Genomic DNA, 18,627 nt, shown 5'->3' on the forward strand with positions numbered 1-18,627 from the left:
TATGAACGACAACAATAATGAAGTAAAAGTTGAAGATTCAAGTATTGGTGGAGATTTAGTCGGTAGAGATAGTTATAAAACTTATAACTATAATTATTCCAATTCAAGCTCTACATATATACAAGATCTTTATCAACGTTATGAGAAGGAAAAAAAAGAAAATCCCGGCTTTAAAGATTTTTGTGATGAACTAGATTATTATAACTCAGTAATTGACGAACAAGTTATTGGGCTTGAGGAGAAACTTAGACAAGGTGGAAGAGAAAGAATTCTTTTTTATGCTTTAACCGTAAAAGATGCATTTCATCGTAAACTTTTGCAAAATTCTCAACTTTCAGTTATTGCACAAGAAATAAATATATATTTATTGGCTAAAGTAAGAAGGGGATTTATGATGGAAATTTATGGTCTAATTTGTGATGGAGCACCAGAAGAAAAAATAAATCAATTAATTACAGAAAGGATTATTAAGCCAGTCCAAGATGATCTAGGGATAAATCTATTTAGATACACTGAAGATGATATAATGGGAATGATTTTCTTTTTAACTGGGAACTGTCATATTAAATGGAATTAGAAATATGTTAGTATATCATCCAGCATTCGATATATATAATTGTGCATTTAGAATGCTTCAATTATTAAACAATATTAAGCAAACCGAAGTTGAATTTGATCGAATTAGAATTTGGGATTTTTATTTAACATTTCCAAATGAAGCTAGAAGGATTAAATTTCCTATCGATTTATTAGAATTGAAGAAAGTATTTAAAGATAAAGCTAATAATCCTTATGAAGATCTTATAGATCCACAGCGGATAATCCAAAGGATGAAACCTTATCAATCTTCTGCCTTGAAATACTTATCCGCTTATGGGCTGATAGATAGTGGTTTGTTTTTGAAAAATATTATTAAAAGAACTGATAAGGAATTGCCAAAAGAATTGGAGTTAAAGCTAGTCGAAATTAGTATAGAAAAATCAAATGTTATTAAATTAATCACCGGCTTTAGTGATCTTTCACTTTGGGGAATTAAAGAGAGAACAGGCTTAATAGAATATAAATATGACAGAAAGTAGACCTATTTTAATATTAAATGAATTAATTGTAAGGGATTATAAAAATAAAATAGTTTACGATGAAAGATTTCATTTAGGTGTAAATATAATTAGGGGAAAGAATAGCTCAGGAAAATCGACAATATCAAATTTCATATTTTATATTTTAGGAGGTGCATTTGACAATTGGACTACAGAGGCTAACAACTGTAAAGATGTTACAGCAGAAGTTTCAATAAATGATGCAGTATTTACTCTTAGAAGAGATATTGGTAAATCCTTTTTGGTTCCATTACAAATTTTTTGGGGTAATTACGAAGAATCTAAAATCGATAATTTTAATTGGAATATTTATCCATATAGAGGCACAGAAAACACAGTAAGTTTCTCAAATGTACTTTTCAATGCTCTTAATTTTCCTGAAGTTAAAAGTGATTTAGATAGTAATATTACTATGCATCAAATTCTGAGACTTCTATACGTGGATCAAGAAACACCTCCACAAAGTATATTCAGATACGAAAATTTTGACCCTCCATTAACACGAAAAACTATATCAGAAATATTGTTAGGTATTTATGATGATAGTTTATATTCAGATAGAATAAATCTTAGAAATAATGAAAAACAGTTAGACATAAAGGAAAGGGAATATAAAAATTTGGTAAACGTTATAATACACTCTGGAGGTTCAATAAACAAAAATATTATTGAAAAAGACTTAGAATCGGCAAAGGAACAATTAATAGCATTTAACAAACAAATACAGGAATTAAGAGAGATAAATATTGTAAAGACAACAAAAAAAACAGAAACCAAAACAGAGCAAATAAAAAAACAATTGACCGAATATAAAAATAAGGTTAATAATCAAATATCACTTATTAACAGCTATGATTTAGAAATAGCAGATTCTAAACAGTTTATTTCAACTCTTGAAAAGCGAATTTTAGAGTTAGATAATTCAATTTTAACGAGACATTCCATAGGAGAATTACCTTTGACTCATTGTCCTCAATGTTTAGAGGAACTTGACTTTAATACGCCGGAGGATTGTTGCAAACTTTGTAAAAAAACTTTACAAGGAGCAGAAAAAACAAATGCTAAAAGATTATTACAAGAAATGCAATTACAAGTTAAAGAGTCTAAAAAACTTTTAGAAATGAAAGAGTCGAAATATTTTCAACTTCAAACAGAGCTACCTGGTTTAGTTGAAAAAATGAGATTTCTTCAAAAAGCTTTAGATTTATCTATTGAAGATCCACAATCTACCAGAGATGAACGAATAGATACTCTTTTAGTAAATATTGGCTTTATGGAGGGTAAGATTGAAAATCTTACTAAAAATATTAAGATTGTAGAACTGATCGAAAAATTAAAAAATGAAGTTACTGAGCTTGAAAAAGGTATTAAAAATTTAAAATTAAGCATTTCGGAAAAAGAATCTGAGCAGAAAAACAAATTCACATTAGTTATTGAAAAAATTCAAGAGATAACCTTAAAAATATTGAAACGTGATTTAGATCGACAAGATGAATTTAAAAGAGGAAGATATGTTGAAGTCGATTTTTTAAGGGATACATTTTCTTTAGACGGAGGAAATAACTTTTCGGCGAGTTCAAAAACGTATTTTAAAAATGCAGTTTTATTTTCGATATTTTTCACTAGTCTCGAATTTGATTTTATGAGATACCCAAGATTTATTCTGTGTGATAATATGGAAGATAAAGGAATGGAAAAAGAAAGAACCCAAAACTTTCAAGAAATCATAACAGAGTTTTCAAATGAATATTTAAAGAAAGGCAAAGAACATCAAATCATTTTTACCACTTCAATGGTTTCTGATAAACTAGATGGAACTGAATATTGTGTTGGTGATTATTATAGTACAGGAAATAAAACTCTCAAATTTTAGATACAAAGATATATGTCTTGATAGAGAAGGTATATCAATTGAAAGCCCCCTATATCTAATCAGTTTTTGGTATACCCCCTCCTGTCAATCTGTAATCTAAATTAAAGTAAGGAGGGAGCATACATTTAAAATAATAATATTAGAATTAAGATATGTAATAAACTATAAAGGAACTTATTTTTTTGTTTTTAAAATATAAATCTCTTTATTATTCTATATGTTTAAAATGGTATCAAATAATTTTAGTGTTTATTATTTCAAATATCAATATGCTACAATTCTTAATCTCTTTAAAATTGTTAAATTTATCATTTAAGATTAAGAATTTTAAATTATTTGATTCTATAATGTTTCTATTAAATTTAATTTACTGAAAATCAGCAATAACTATTTTTGTATCGGGAAATAGATTGCGTAAACCACCGACAAACAATAAGTTGATATTTTTAATATCATTTACATAATATATTGATTTTATGTAATTTTGAAGTTTCTAATGCTACAATTTTTGTCCCTTTTCTTGTCCCTTTGGTATAAAATCACAAAAATTTGAGCAAAAGAAAATAGAATGGTTATAGAATTCCTTAGTCTAAAATAACCTAATGGTTATTAAATGATCCTTGAAGAAGACTACCGGATTCTATATACCCTTAATTTGGAGAAACTATGTTTTTATAAACTCCATTGCTTGACCATTTTTAAAAATTGTAATCAATTTAAAAATTTTTAATTTCATCTGGATGAGCTAAAAAACTAAATTTTAGAATTATTTTTCACAGATTGACCTATTCTTTGGGCTGAATTTTGTATCCATTTAATTGTATTATCCTGAATAAAGGAGTATAATGACATCCCTAATGCCATTATTGTAGCCTATGGCCTAAATAAGTTTTTTTGGACTTAAAAAAATCTGATTATGAGCCCAAATATCAGAATTGAAAGAGTCTGCCAATATTGTGCTACAAAATTCATTGCAAAACTATAGTTACCAGATACTGTAGTCACACCTGTAATAGAAAAGCCTATAAACTCGAACAAAGAAATAAAAAAATAGATTACTCAAAGTATACGGTTCGAAATATTGAAGAACTAAAGTACCAATCTATAAGTCCTCTGATATACCTTACGATAAAAGAAGCTTCTGCAATATTAAAATGCAGACAAAAATGGTGTATTTCTTAATCACGACAGGCCGTTTAAAAGCGATCAACCTATCGGTGAGAAAAACAAGAATTAATGTATTAGATCTAGCACTAATTTATTAGAATCAATAATAACCATAATACAGGAAAGATTGAATTCATGATATTTTAGAGGACTTCAACAGCAATTTGCTATGAGTCAATTTGACAAAGACCAACGATAATCTCATCCATAATATCAAAATCATGGCAAAAGTAACCCTACGCCATAAACCAATAGGCAAAGGAAGAAAAAGCTTGTTTTTAGACATTTACCCTCCTATCCAAAGTGAAACAACCGGCAAGCCACTTAGAAAATTCTATCTTAAACTATTCATTTACAATCGGCCAAGATCTGAGGCTGAAAAACACCATAATAAACAAACCTTTTCATTGGCTGAGCACATACGTGCTCAACAACAAATTGACCTCAATAACGCTGAATATGGATTTTTAAATAAAACCAAATTTAACTCCGATTTCATAGAATTTTTTCAAAAAGAAGCCAAAAAAAAGACCATGATCAGTGCATTGGAGTATGGCAGTTGCCTATTTTAAAAAATTTGTGGGTAACGTATTTCTATTCAAACATCTTAATGAAACGCTCTGCGAGGCCTATAAAAATTATCTATTATCCTCCCCAGCACTTCGGCGCTCAAGAAGAAAAATTCAAAAGAATACAGCAACCACTTATTTTTCAAGATTTAAATCCGCTCTTAAAAAGCCTATAGGAACAAATACATTTCGACAGATCTCGGAAATACCATTTATAATATCAAAATAAACGATCCCCATAGGCCTTACCTTTTCAAGGATGAATTACAAAAAATGGCCAATTCCAAGTGCAGTTCCCCCATTGTTAAAAAAGCGGGATTGTTTTCTGTGTTAACAGGGCTTCGCTTTTGTGATATTGAAAACCTAAAGTGGGACGATATATAGGGAACTCCTGGTAATTATTATATACTTTATAAGCAGAATAAAACTGGAAAGGCAGAATATTACCCTATTTCAGATGATACTCTTTCTCTACTGAATCCTCATGGTGAATATGATGCAAAAATCTTCGAAGGCCTAGCATATTCTGATGTAACCAAATTCCTCCCCTGTTGGCTTAACTTAAAAATGCTGGAGTAAAAAAACATTTTACATTCCATGGTTTTCGTCACACATTCGCAACGTTGCAGCTAACATCCGGCACTGATATCTACACAGTATCAAAATTATTAGGACATAAGGATGTTAAAAATACGGAAGTTTATGTGAGGATTGTAGATGAATTGACAAAAGAAGCTTCAGAAAAAATTAAATTAGATTTGAGTAATAATACATAATGTGAACAGATTGCTCTTGGAAAGGAATGTATGCAAACTGAGAGTTATTCGATTTATATTTTGACATTCAAACATTGGTAATCTATATACTATGATAATAATTAAAAAACATTATGCTTTGTTTTTTATAAATGACTTTACATCTGATTCAAAAAATTAAAAGTTAGAGTACGGAAAACCGTAACATAAGATAGATAAATTAATTTATTTTTACTAAGTTTAGAATCAATTAGATGAAAAGTACTTTAGCTAGCTTGATACATGATTATTTTGAAAAGGATAACACATTTCAACTAAAAAAATTATCATATTTATGTAATTAATGAAGACAGAAGTAATGATGGCGTTTTAAAACTGTACAATATTCCTCTATATAATTAAAAACGAAATAATATCAGCTGAAAGAGTGAAAGAACTAAATAAAAATAACCAATCATTAACTGTAGTAGATTTTTTTTGCGGAGCAGGTGGATTTTCCGAGGGCTTCAGGCAAGTCGGTTATAATGTTGTCTGTGGGTATGACAATTGGAATCCAGCAATTGAAACATACAACCATAATTTTAACTTACAATGTAAAGTAAAAAACATACTTGATTTTGAGTATTCAATTGAAGAAATTCAAAATATACCTGATACTTCAATAATCTTGGGTAGTCCCCCTTGTGTCAGCTTTTCAAATTCAAATAAATCAGGAAAAGCTGATAAAAAACTAGGACTACGCCTCATAAAGACGTTTTTAAGAATCGTTGCAGTAAAAAAACATCAGCCCGATTCAATTCTTCAAGGGTGGTTTATGGAGAATGTTGTTAATTCAAAAAAACATTTACAGGAAATTTACACTTTTAAGGATTTAAATCTTAGTGAATGGGCAAAAACAATTGGCAAATCTCCAAAAAGTGAAGCATTAAGAGTATTTTCAAACACAATTGTCATGAATTCAGCCGACTATGGTTCATATCAAGCGAGAAAAAGATCAATATCAGGAGAAATAATTTCTAAACAAGCATTTATAACTCCCAAACCAACACATGAAGAAAAAGGTGAAGATTTAAAATCTTGGAATAACCTCGGACAATTAATTAATATGCTTCCTTCTCCTGCTCAGGAAATAGTCAAAGAAGAGATTATTGATCCCATATATCCTGATATTAAAATAAAAAAGTTAGAACTAACAGATCACTTTTATGACAGTGGTCTTTATGAGTGTGAATGGCGTCAGTCCAAAGAGCTGAAAACCAATCACCATTGTATGGGCAAAATGGCTTTTCCTGAAAATCTAGAAAAACCCAGTAGGACAGTAACAGCAATTAAGAGTGGAACGTCTAGAGAAGGGTTAGTATATAAATCTGACTATGCTCGCAAGGGAGATGGTGAATATAGATCTCCAACAGTTAGGGAAATTGCGTCTATAATGGGGTTTCCAATAACCTATCAGTTTACTGGAAACCTGTATGCGAAATGGAGACAGGTTGGAAATGCAGTATGTCCATCAATAAGTAGAGCTTTAGCTATTGAAGTATTAAAACAAAATAGCTATTCGGTTCCTCCAAAATGGGTTCTGGAAAAAGAAGTCAAATTAGACGGAATTATAAATTTAAACACATTTACGGAAAGTACCTTTATAAATCCACCAAAGAGGAATAAAGATTCAAAATACAGAAGACACCCACTTAAAGATGGAAATCTAACCGTTACACTTTCCAATTTCGATATTTCAACTAATGAAAAAACGACTGGCAAATGGCTGACATCAATTCAATATGGTACAGGAGCCAAGTTTAAACATCAGGAAATCAGTGATAATTTCTATCTTAAGCTCGAAAAAATTATAAAAAAGGAAGTAAAAAAAGGCGAATTATTTATCAAAATCATAAACAATGGCTTTTCTGAGAAAATTGCCCATTCATCATTGATGCAAAAAATGTACGAGCATCAAAAATGTGAAAATGGAAAAAGAGAACCTACGCAGTTGATGGACGATCTCAAAAAAATAATTAATGATATTGAAGTAGATAATAAGCTATATAATCAAGACCTGTCAAATACAATATTCAAATTCAAGGATAAAGTTCCTGTAAAACAAATTCTAGCCTTATATGCAGTGAACAAAATAGCTTCACTTACAAACGAAACAGATGTAGTATAAATTTAAAATTATGCCAGTTCATTTTTATCCCAATAATCCGATAGATGCTTTAGAAACCATTCTTATAAAAGAAGATGGGAGCCCTCTCCATGGAGAAATAAATATCTATAGAAAATTGTGGGATGATTTAAGTAAAAGTGAATTAGAATGGGATGTTTGGCATGATCTAAAACTACCTGAACATTCAGACCACTTTAATTACTACAAAAAAACAAGTTCTCAGATTGATTTTGTAATACTTTCCAAACACGGATTAATTGTATTGGAAGTAAAAGGAGGACCTGTTTCTACGATGTCGAACAAGTTCTATTATGGAAAGAACTTTGATACTCCAATGAAGCAGAATCCGTTCAAGCAAGTTGAAGGATATAAATTCACGCTGAAAGACAACATACTCAACAATTTAAAGAATTGTTTTTTTTGTGAGGTTGTTGCCTTTCCTCATGTTGACTACCCTTTCGAATCAAAATTAATAGACCCAAATCTGCTTTGGACAGCACATAATGCCTGTAATTTTGATCAGTCTATTGAAAAGTTTCTTCTAAATGCTATTACTCACTCTAAAACCAAACACAAAAGGCATTTTAGAAGTTATAATGACCTTTCTCTGAAAGAGTATACTACCATAAAAAAAATCCTTAGTCCCATAATAGGAGATAGAAACCACAATAATTCTATAAATACTCTGGAGTGGCTTGGTATCCAAAATATAGAAATTCTGGAGGGACTCTATAAAAACCAAAGAATATTACTCGAGGGGCCTCCCGGATCCGGAAAAACAACTCTTGCAAAAGCCTTTATTGACAAACAACAGAATAAAAAAGGAATTTATTTATGTTGGAACAATTTGCTGATGCATTACACCAAGGCCTTACTAAATGAAAGGGGAATATTGGATAATGTAGAGGTTACTACATTTTTCCGCTATTTTCAAAAGTTAAATCAACATATAGATTATCATACACTTAGTTCATTCAATGAAGATGATTTTTATGCTCTGGTAAAAGAAACAATTGCAAGATTGGAGCTGGCAAGTGAGCTAATTCCGTATGATTTCTTAGTCATAGATGAAGCACAGGATTTATTTGATAGAGGATTAGACTTATTCATAAACTCATTCTCTGGATACCATAAAAAAGGACTTCTAAATGGTAACTCCCTAATTCTCTATGATATTGATCAAAGCTATTCAAACAGTGGAAGGAATGTTTCTGAGCTTGCCGATTTGATATCAGAATATTATTCTCATTTCAAATTAAATGAAGTAAAAAGAAGTGCTCAAAACCCTGATATTAGAAAATTAAGCTCCGAGGTATTGGATAGTCCAGGAATAATCAATACTGCAGCTTTTAAAAATTCATACCCCGATATACCTGTTTTATACCACGAAAATTTAGAAAGTGTAAAAAAACATATTGTAAAAAATATTTTAACACCAATTCGTGAAACCGATTCATCACTGAAAGGTGATGATTGTATTATTCTAATTGAGTCAACTTTTTTAAAAGGTAACTATAAAGGAAAAGAAGACCTGCAAGAATTACTAATTATCAAAGATATTGAAGAACTATCCGAATCAAATATTAGAGATACTGCAAACAAATTGCGATATACTTCGATATTGAAATTTAAAGGATTAGAGAAAAAGAATGTTTATTTAGTGATTTCCGAACCGTCGGATCTCAACAAGTACGAAATATTTGTGGGCATTACTCGTGCAATACTAAATCTTGAAATAAATATAGTAAAGTAATGAGCATGGTAGATAAACATATTCGTAAACATTTACTTCATTTTCAAAAGGAAGGAGATTCGATATTTAATGACATTTTTGAGATAATCCAAAGTGAGGTAAAAAAGGATCATTATCTTCTACTCCATTATATTCATTTATTATTAAATGAGATATTTCCAGAAGAAATATCAGAAACAAAAACGCTCCACTTACATTTTGAATATGATCTTAATGATGATTCACTATTAATAATTGCTCAATATCTTTTAATACGTTTTTTTAAAGAAAATAAAAACACAAACAAAATTAACAATGATGAAATCACTAAATTACAAGAATTCAAAATAAGATTACAATCAATAGAAAAAAGAATATCCGAGAAGTGTCCCGAGGGAGCTAAAGGTGGAAGCAAAATTTATAAAAACTGGATCAAGGAGAAAAAAGATGTACAAACATTAATTAGCTTTTATAATCAATTAAATGACAACATCGAAATATCTACTAATACTCTTTTTAATTGTCAGGTTCAATTAGCAAATTCCTTGAACAATATTTTTGAAACAAGACCATATGCTAAAGAAATTGAAAGTAAAAAGAACCCCCTTACATTCAACTTATTAAATACAAAATTAACATTAAACCAAATAGATGAAATAGATAACTCTATCATTGATAATTTGGAAACCACAATCCTTTTTGATTGTGAGAGAAAGAAATTGATGCAATATTTCTCCCTGAAAGATATTAGCGATTATGAGATAAAGTTGAAAAAATATTTAATCATAACCTTTGGTACTAAAAGTACTTCTACTCAAAACTTGCGGGATAGAATAAATTTGATACAGAATAGATTTAAGGTAACTGATGAGAATAGCTATCCCCTCATTCGATCTGAGATTGACTACACTTTAGGAAACAAATCAAATAAATACATTCCTATTTCATTCCTTGGATTAGATGTATCTCATTTTTGGAACACTTTTATGCTTGAAACGAACATTCAGGATTTGTATGAACTAAGATCAGTAAAGATGATGAACTTATATTCTTTATGCTTTAGTCAGGAAATCAAAGATTATATACTTCAAGAAATATTCTCAGAAGCAGAAACCTCATATTTGATATCAGACGAAACCAAGCAAAAACTATTATATCTAAGAAGTGATGATTTATCAGCATTAAAAGAATCATTAGAAAATATGCTAAATATGATCATTAGTTCTGACATAAAACAGCTAATAATCAATAAAATAAAAAGTGATACAATTTTTATAGTCGATAATTTCATACTCAATTCACAGAAGCTACGTAGCCTGATATCCTCATCTTTTTTATTAACGGGTAAAAATAAGTTGGTCACTTGGTCTGCTTTCGAAAACCTTAAAAACGAAGCAATCATTATCTTATCCTATCAGGATCAAGGAAAATATCCATACTATTTTTATCCCAATGTAATTGAAACAACAGTTGCTAAGTCTACAGCTGTTGAAGCAATATTTCATAAGTTTTTATTTTACAATAGATACCAATGGGCAAAACATAACATATCAAAAGAAATATACAAGCTTACAGATCATCCTATTAGAAAGAGATATTTCCATTGGGAAAGATTGAAAGACTCCATAAATAACTTAAGGCCACAAAGAGAAGATGAAATAGATTGGAACTTAGAACAACAATATGCAGGGAGTTCTGAGCGTGAAACAATTAAATTAAAACTAAAAGGTGCACGAGAAAAAACTTTTAATAGTTCGGATTTGTTTATTTATTCAATAGATAACATAAGTTTTAGAGTAGAAAAAATTAGCGACATCATTAATCTATCAGATGATGTTAGTGAATACTCTGTTCATAATCTTGATGAAATACAAGAAAACATAAATATATACGAAAGGATAATAGATAAAAATCAGCATGAGGAGGAATTGAATATTATCCGTGAAAAATTTGGTGTTGAAAATGAAACTACTGGGAGACTTTGGAAGATTTTATTGAAGCAGAAAGCACAGTTTTTAGGAGAAAACATTGTATATGATAATCTGAAAAAGCATTTCGAGAAGAAAGATCTCAAAATAGTATCTTTAAATCATTTTCAAAATAACTGGCTAAATCCTGAAAGCGATTCGATCGCACCTCTTAGTAAAAAAGTATTTATCGAATTATGTAATTTTCTTGGATTACCAAGAGAATATTTAATGATCATACAGCGATTACGTAATACACTTAAACAATCATCCCGTCAAAGTACTCAACAAATGAACAGGCTTTTACAGAACTTATTTAATGACGGTTGTTTTGATGATGGGATAAATCTGAGTGAGTTAATAGCAGCCAATATTGAAAAGTATAAAAGTAAACATCCTTTAGATGAATTAGGAATAGATGAAAAATATCTTGGGAAAAATTTAATTGCTCTAGTCCAATTAATAAAACCTGAGATTAGATTAAAAGAAATAGAAAATTCAAAAAGACCAAATAATGAATAAAATATTAGAGAAAAGAAATTCCTTGGAAACCTTTATTCGTGAACAAACATTGGGCCCGGGAATCAACGGGTATAAATATGTTGATTTGGAAGACACTTCACTGATAAAAAAAAATCTAAAAACTGAATCTTACATCAACTATGATTCAGAGATTTTAGACATTGTTCCTGCCGCAATTTATAGTACAGGAATTCTTTTTCCGGAAGATAAAAGCGGAACTTGTGGTCAAGGAGCTGCTATGGATAATAATGAAAAAAGAGATGAACAGGATGGTGTAGAAGAAAAAGACTCCCAGGACAATAGCTTAGACCCAGAAAACAAAGAAAATGAAATAGAATTAAATCAAATGTTTCCAAAATTGATGGGATTAACCTGTTGTTTGGACGAAGAATGTTTAGAAAGTAACGAAATAGCATTTACAGTTTCATTCAGATATTATAAAAAACTTAAACAAGACAAGGAAGGACTATTTAATAAAAAATATGGTCTGCTATGTGAGGTTGATAAAAAACATTTCGAAGAATTTTTAAACCTCCATAAATTATCTCAATTTACTATTACGACCGTAGGGCAAAATGATTTTATTTTATTATCAAAAACTACGACAGCAGAAATCTCTAATCTAAAGAATATTTTACTTAACATTCAAAAAGAATATGCAGAAAAACTCTTTGATAAAACGAAAGAGATAATGAGTCCGCCTTCTTCTTTAAGCAAAGAAAAGTGTTATTTAAGTAACCTTAAATCAACAATATACTACGAGTTAAAAGCTTTGATTGTTGATGATACAAAAAGAAAAATACTTTATGAAATATCTCAGGAAATAGAGCTGATTGAAAATATTACGGATCATTTAAAAAATTTATTAGATATCTATTCTGGTGGATATGGTCTGTGGCAATCTACTCCAATAAAAAGAGTGGTTAAGTTAAAAAACATCAACTTTCCTAAGCCACAGAATAAAATATCATTCTTATACAACAAACCAAATCAAGAGCAAAATATTACTGTAATTGATGAAAACGAAATTGAACAAAATGGACTATCAAATGTATTTAAGTTTAATCTGAATGAGAAGAAAAATGAATATGCTTCACTTTCGGCTAATGTGCAATTAACCAGAGATTCAAGAAAAGATGATGATAAAATTTTTATAAAAATTCAGTTAATTAATACGAGTACAGCATTCGTTTTAGACAAACAAAAAGACAGTAGGTATTATTCAACTTTCAATGAAATTGTAAATCAAAGAGCTTTTTTTGGTGTTAAAATATCAGTCGAAAGCGAATTTTTAGCTCCATATTCGAATTATGAATATATTCCCAATGAAATAAACGAATATGATGAAGATACAACTACTCGATTCATTTATGATCAGTTTGAAGATTATGGTGTTGGACATGGATGTTCTGTAAAATGGGATAAAACAACAAATAAAATAGAAACAGAATATCTTCCAGAATGCGAGACACCCGATATTGATCCTATTCCAAGAGATAAAAGCAAACCGGCAATAAAAAATAAAGATGGAGATTATGTTTCTCCCCTATTTTTAGAAAACTCACAATCTCAGGAATTCAAATGGCTGTCTGTACTTTCTAATGCAAAGAATAAAGAAGTTGTAGATGGATTACTCGCCTTTGTTGACTCTTATGGAAAATGGATTGAGAATAAAAAAAAGAATGTAAAATACCAATCCAAACTGAAAGATATTGCATATCAGGAGCTACGCAGATGTGAAGATGACTACGATAGAATGAAAAAGAATATTGAGGAATTATTGCAAGGAGATAGCAATAAAGACAACCTCGAGACTTTTCGTTTGATGAATGCAGCGATGTTTATGCAACTATGGCACGCTGAAAAAGTTAAGGAAGGAAAAGTAATTCCTCTGATTGAAAACGGAGATTTTAAGGTTTTTGACCTTGATTTTTATAAAAAAGCAGATGATAGATTATTTTCCGATATAGAATCAGCAGGATGGAGAGCATTCCAGCTGGCCTTTATTCTACTCAATCTTGATGGTATTTTTAAACTTGAAACGGATGAAAACTGGTCAAAAAGAAACGAATGGGTAGATTTAGTTTGGTTCCCTACTGGGGGTGGTAAAACCGAGGCATATCTTGGATTGATAGCCCTTACAATTATAAATCGCAGAAAGCTTCATAAGGAACAGGGTGGAGGTGTTGCATCTATCATGAGATATACATTACGTCTTCTTACCATGCAACAATTTCAGAGAGCCACCTTAGTCATAATGGCATTAGAATTAATAAGACGTTGGGGTACATACAATTTAGGTGCAGAACCTATTACCATAGGTTTGTGGGTTGGAGATAACTCACTACCTAATAAAACTGAAGATTTAACTAAAGAATATGAAAATCTAAAAAATAAAAGATCAAATAAAATACCCTTTTCAAATTGTCCATGGTGTGGAAGTAATATTGAAGGAGAAGATAAAGAAGATACAGAAAATCTGGGTAACAGAGAAAATCAATGGTTTGCTAATAAAGCACATTTGAAATGTGTTAATAATAAATGTTCCTTTTCCTATCCTAAAAGAAGAAGTGCCACGAGAAGTAATGACCAAGGAGCAATACCTGTATGCTTATCAGACGAAATTATATATCAACATCCCCCAACATTATTATTTGGAACAGTAGACAAATTTGCCCAACTGGCTCACAAAGTAAATGGAAAAAGTGATGGAAGAAATGCTGACTCAAGACGTCTTTTTGGTAAAGGTAATTGGGAAGCGGGCAAACCCAAGAATGGCTATTTACCTCCTGACCTGATAATTCAGGATGAGCTTCATTTATTACTTGGCCCATTAGGTTCAGCAGTTGCATTATTCGAATCAGCAGTCGATCAGCTCTGCGTCCGGGAAGATGGTACAAGGCCTAAAATCATTTCATCAACAGCAACAACAAGAAATACACAGCTACAGATAGCTGCATTGTTCGACAGAAAGGTCAATCTATTTCCAAAACCCGGAGTGGAATGCGATGATTCATTCTTTGCCTTTTATAGAAGAAAATTCACAAATGCAGAAAATATAGGCGAGGAATATTTGTCTAAAAGAAAATACATAGGAGTATTACCTACAGGCAGGACGCAAATCTGGATGCAAATGAGGCTGTCAGCTATTATTATGACACATCGGGCTATTTTTGAACTCAAGGAACTATCAGAAAATACTCCCATTGATTTTGATTGCTATACCGAGGAGTTTGAAAAAGCCATGAACTTTTATCATACCACAATATCCTATTTTAATAGCTTGAAAGAAGTTGGAAAAACTCAATCTCAGGTACAGACCTATATTCTAAAAGAACTTAGAAGGGTTTATAATCGGGTAATCCGTCCTCAAAAACTCATGCACGCTTTTTATACTTATGGCCCCATACACGATGCAGAATTGACAGGTAGATTATCCGGAGAAGAAGTCAAAAATGAACTGAAAAATGTAGAAACAAAGTGGACTGCGAAGAATAGATTTGCTAATATTCAGAATGGAGAAACCTCAAAAGGAAATATTCCACCCGAATTTGTAGTTGCTACCAATATGATATCTGTGGGTATTGACGTATCACGATTCAATACGATCATTATGAATTCAATGCCGAGGAATACAGCTGAATATATTCAGGCAAGTAGTCGTGTGGCAAGAAATAGTTATGGTTTAGTACTTACAGTACATCATCCTTTTAGAGCAAGAGATGTATCACATTATGAAAAATTCATTGAATTTCATGAAAAAATGTACAGCTACGTTGAACCAATATCGATTACCCCATTTACAAAAAAATCTGTTGAAAGATATATGGGATTATATTTAGCAACAATGATAAGACATACACTTCCAAGATTTACAGAAAGAGATTCTGCAAGGAATATCTCGTCCATTAATGATGATGAGCTTTCTTCAATTGTTTCTGAATTGACTAATTATTTTGAAAGAAGAAAGGAAAGACTTTCAGATTTCGATAAGCTCATCAATAATCTGTTAAAACAGGAGAATATAATTCAAATTAAAGGATGGATTAAGGAAGCTTTTGATGAGTGGAAATCATTATATAAAGGATTAGACCATACAACTGATTTAGTCTTCAATAATAAAAAAAATATGACAAGTCAGAAAAGAAAACAAGAACAACTATATGTTGACATTGAAGAATACGAAGGAAATATTCATAGCAAAAAATGGCAGGTTCCTATGTCATTAAGAGTCATAGAACCGGAAACTGCTATTAAAATTAATTCAATTTAAAATGAAAATACTAAGATCAAACCAATATAATCAGGGAATCGGTAAATATAAATTACTTTCTTCTACGGCTGGTGTAGGCTCTATAATCACTACAAAAGTTGGATCTTATATATTGATTTCTGACATGAATAAGTGGAAGTTCATCAAATGGGCAAATACTAAAATAGAATTAATTCGTAAAAATAATTCTGACAATAGAAAGGTTTATGAACTTAGCCAGATAGAAATGTCTAATCGTGGATTTGAATTTATTGATGATCAACGATTTATTCGTTTTATTAGAAATGAAAAAAAGTTAAATAATCTAGTTTGTTTAATAGGTATACCACATATGTCTCTTAGTGAGTCTTTTAATACACCAAACTGGAAAAATCATCCGATAAAAACAGCTTTAGAAAGAACTGGTGATAATGGAATTTCAAGTGATTTTATGATAGTTGGAACACATTTTCCAAAATGGTTCAAGAACAGAAAAGGAGAATTAAAAGAAATTTCTAAATGGAAGAAAATGTGGGAAAATGAAGGAAAAAAAAATGGTGGTACACCTACTATTAATGATTTTGCTCCTCCACGAGATGCTTCGGATTTTATAAAAGAGTTCAAAACATATAATATTGAAGGACAGGAAATAAATTATAGGGAATATAGGGAACTTGAACAGACTAATCTTATTCTAATTTGCCCTAATGGACATTTATCCGATATACCTTGGCCTAACTTTTTAAAATGGAAAAGCTTAAAAGATTCTTTTCAACTCCCATCGAGCGACAAAGGTGAAAACTTATTTGATAATGATCCGATTGGCCCTTGTTGCAGTAATTCCAATCTAAAATGGACAGAGAACTCGACAAAATCAGAAGGTTATGCAAGTATTTATATAGAGTGCTTAAACTGTGGTACTAAAGTTAATTTAGAAGGAATTAATAGCCTACAGCCTAATTGCAAGGGACATAGACCCTGGCAGATGGACTTAAATAATCCTGATTTTATTCTTCCTGAAAAATGCTATATCCGTGGTGAACAGCAAAATGATTGCGAGAAAATGCAAATCTCATTAGTAACAGCAAACAATGTTTATTATGCTAATGGTTTTTCCAGTTTATTCATTCCAATGCACCTAGCTGAAGATATAACAAGAGAGTTAATAGATGCTTTTGAAATATTAGAAGAACGATATAATAGGAAAAATAGTAGCAGCCCTATTTCAAAAGACGAGTTTTGGAGTAAAAAAGTTGCTACAGACTTTAATGAATTCTTGGATGACAATGCAATAGTGATAAATACTGATAAATCTCAGTTTGAGGATTCTTTAAAAAAATTGTTTTTAAAAGTTGATATTGATCAAATAAAAGACCTACACGAAGAATATAGGTGGCAAGAATACAGGTGTTTATCTCAAAATTCATCTATTTCTGACATTGAAGAAAACAAAGGACTTAACTTTCAAGATATTCAATTACCTACAGAATTAGAGCCATTTTTCACTAAAATACAGCAAGTTGAAGAACTAAAAGTAACCAACATCCAATTAGATTTTACAAGGGTAAGGCCTAAAGAAAGAATAGTTCGCATAAATGAAAGTGGTGAAAAGGTTGTTGAAGAAGCATCTGTTGGTCAAAACACTTTCTCAATAAAAAAAGAAGAATTATTTGTACTTCCTGCAAATGAAACCTATGGAGAAGGATTGTTTTTTCAATTCAACGATGACACTATCAATAAATGGATAGAAGATAATTCCTCACAATTGGAAGGAAGGTTTTCTAGCTTCCTTAATAAAGAAATTGATGGAAAAGAACAATTGGCAGGAATAAAACAGAGAATAAAGAACAATGGCATAAAGCATTTTCTAATTCACTCCTTTTCTCATTTAATGATGAGAGAACTCGAATTTTCTTGCGGTTATCCTACAGCTAGTTTAAAAGAAAGATTGTATATATCCAATACTTCTGAAAAAGTGATGTCCGGTGTGTTGATTTATACAGCAGAAGGTTCTGAAGGAAGTATGGGCGGACTGGTATCCCAGGGAGAACCTGAAAAGATATTAGAAATCTTAAAAAAAGGACTCCAAAGATCTAAAAACTGTTCTTCTGATCCTTTGTGTTGGGAATCTGATGGACAAGGAATTCTTGATTTGAATCTATCTGCTTGTTTTTCCTGTTCATTAGTTTCTGAAACCGCTTGTGAAGAAATGAACTTAAGCCTGGATAGAAGAGTATTGATTGATGAAGAGTTAGGCTTTTTCACTTTAAGAAGCGACTAATAATATAATACAGCATCAAGTATAAATATGATTTACCTTATCTCATTTAAAAATATTAAGAAAAGGGAGTAAGTGCTCGGTTGTACTATCTCTTTGCAAGATGCGGGAAGAAAAATTTATAAAAAACAATAAACTCTAATAAACCAACGACTTGAATTTTTATCGATATGAAAATAAATTAGTGTTCAATAATAAATACAGCTAATATCAACAATTCTTATAAAAAATTTGTTTTAACCAAA

10 protein-coding genes and 1 pseudogene are annotated in these 18,627 nt (G+C 30.6%); all 11 read left to right on the forward strand.

What is annotated here, in order from left to right:
• Position 1: 1 nt before the first annotated feature.
• The 11 genes and pseudogenes from ACL9RH_RS10550 to drmB all read left to right on the forward strand — a co-directional run bounded on the left by ACL9RH_RS10550 (position 2) and on the right by drmB (position 18,385).
• The gene (locus ACL9RH_RS10550; protein ID WP_422693322.1) at positions 2-577 is read left to right on the forward strand and encodes an ABC-three component system protein; all 576 of its coding nucleotides are present in this window, start codon (positions 2-4) and stop codon (positions 575-577) included.
• A gap of 52 nt (positions 578-629) precedes the next feature.
• Positions 630-1,079, forward strand: a complete 450-nt coding sequence (locus ACL9RH_RS10555) for an ABC-three component system middle component 5 (protein WP_422693323.1) — start codon at positions 630-632, stop codon at positions 1,077-1,079.
• On the forward strand, positions 1,066-2,973 hold the full coding sequence (locus ACL9RH_RS10560; protein WP_422693324.1) for a hypothetical protein: 1,908 nt from the start codon (positions 1,066-1,068) through the stop codon (positions 2,971-2,973). The genes ACL9RH_RS10555 and ACL9RH_RS10560 overlap by 14 nt, the downstream gene beginning before the upstream one ends.
• 1,388 nt (positions 2,974-4,361) lie before the next feature.
• Entirely contained in the window at positions 4,362-4,712 is a 351-nt protein-coding gene (locus ACL9RH_RS10565; protein ID WP_422693325.1) for a hypothetical protein, read from the forward strand.
• A complete protein-coding gene (locus ACL9RH_RS10570) occupies positions 4,693-4,938 on the forward strand; it encodes a phage integrase SAM-like domain-containing protein (protein ID WP_422693326.1) in 246 nt (81 codons plus the stop codon). Before ACL9RH_RS10565 ends, ACL9RH_RS10570 begins: the two co-directional genes overlap by 20 nt.
• 346 nt (positions 4,939-5,284) lie before the next feature.
• Positions 5,285-5,485, forward strand: a pseudogene (locus ACL9RH_RS10575) (tyrosine-type recombinase/integrase); the annotation flags it as partial.
• A 406-nt stretch (positions 5,486-5,891) separates the two neighbouring features.
• Entirely contained in the window at positions 5,892-7,631 is a 1,740-nt protein-coding gene (locus tag ACL9RH_RS10580; protein ID WP_422693327.1) for a DNA cytosine methyltransferase, read from the forward strand.
• 10 nt (positions 7,632-7,641) lie between these two features.
• On the forward strand, positions 7,642-9,384 hold the full coding sequence (locus ACL9RH_RS10585; protein ID WP_422693328.1) for an NERD domain-containing protein: 1,743 nt from the start codon (positions 7,642-7,644) through the stop codon (positions 9,382-9,384).
• A gap of 5 nt (positions 9,385-9,389) precedes the next feature.
• Positions 9,390-11,852 (forward strand): hypothetical protein, encoded by a 2,463-nt coding sequence (locus ACL9RH_RS10590; RefSeq protein WP_422693329.1) that lies wholly within the window; start codon positions 9,390-9,392, stop codon positions 11,850-11,852.
• Positions 11,845-16,125 carry a helicase-related protein gene (locus tag ACL9RH_RS10595; RefSeq protein ID WP_422693330.1) on the forward strand — a complete coding sequence of 1,427 codons (4,281 nt, stop codon included), beginning with the start codon at positions 11,845-11,847 and terminating at the stop codon, positions 16,123-16,125. Before ACL9RH_RS10590 ends, ACL9RH_RS10595 begins: the two co-directional genes overlap by 8 nt.
• A gap of 1 nt (position 16,126) precedes the next feature.
• The gene (gene drmB / locus ACL9RH_RS10600; RefSeq protein ID WP_422693331.1) at positions 16,127-18,385 is read left to right on the forward strand and encodes a DrmB family protein; all 2,259 of its coding nucleotides are present in this window, start codon (positions 16,127-16,129) and stop codon (positions 18,383-18,385) included.
• The last annotated feature ends 242 nt before the right edge of the window (positions 18,386-18,627 follow it).

The sequence above is a fragment of the Chryseobacterium sp. Mn2064 genome, assembly GCF_049319685.1.
GTDB lineage: Bacteria > Bacteroidota > Bacteroidia > Flavobacteriales > Weeksellaceae > Chryseobacterium.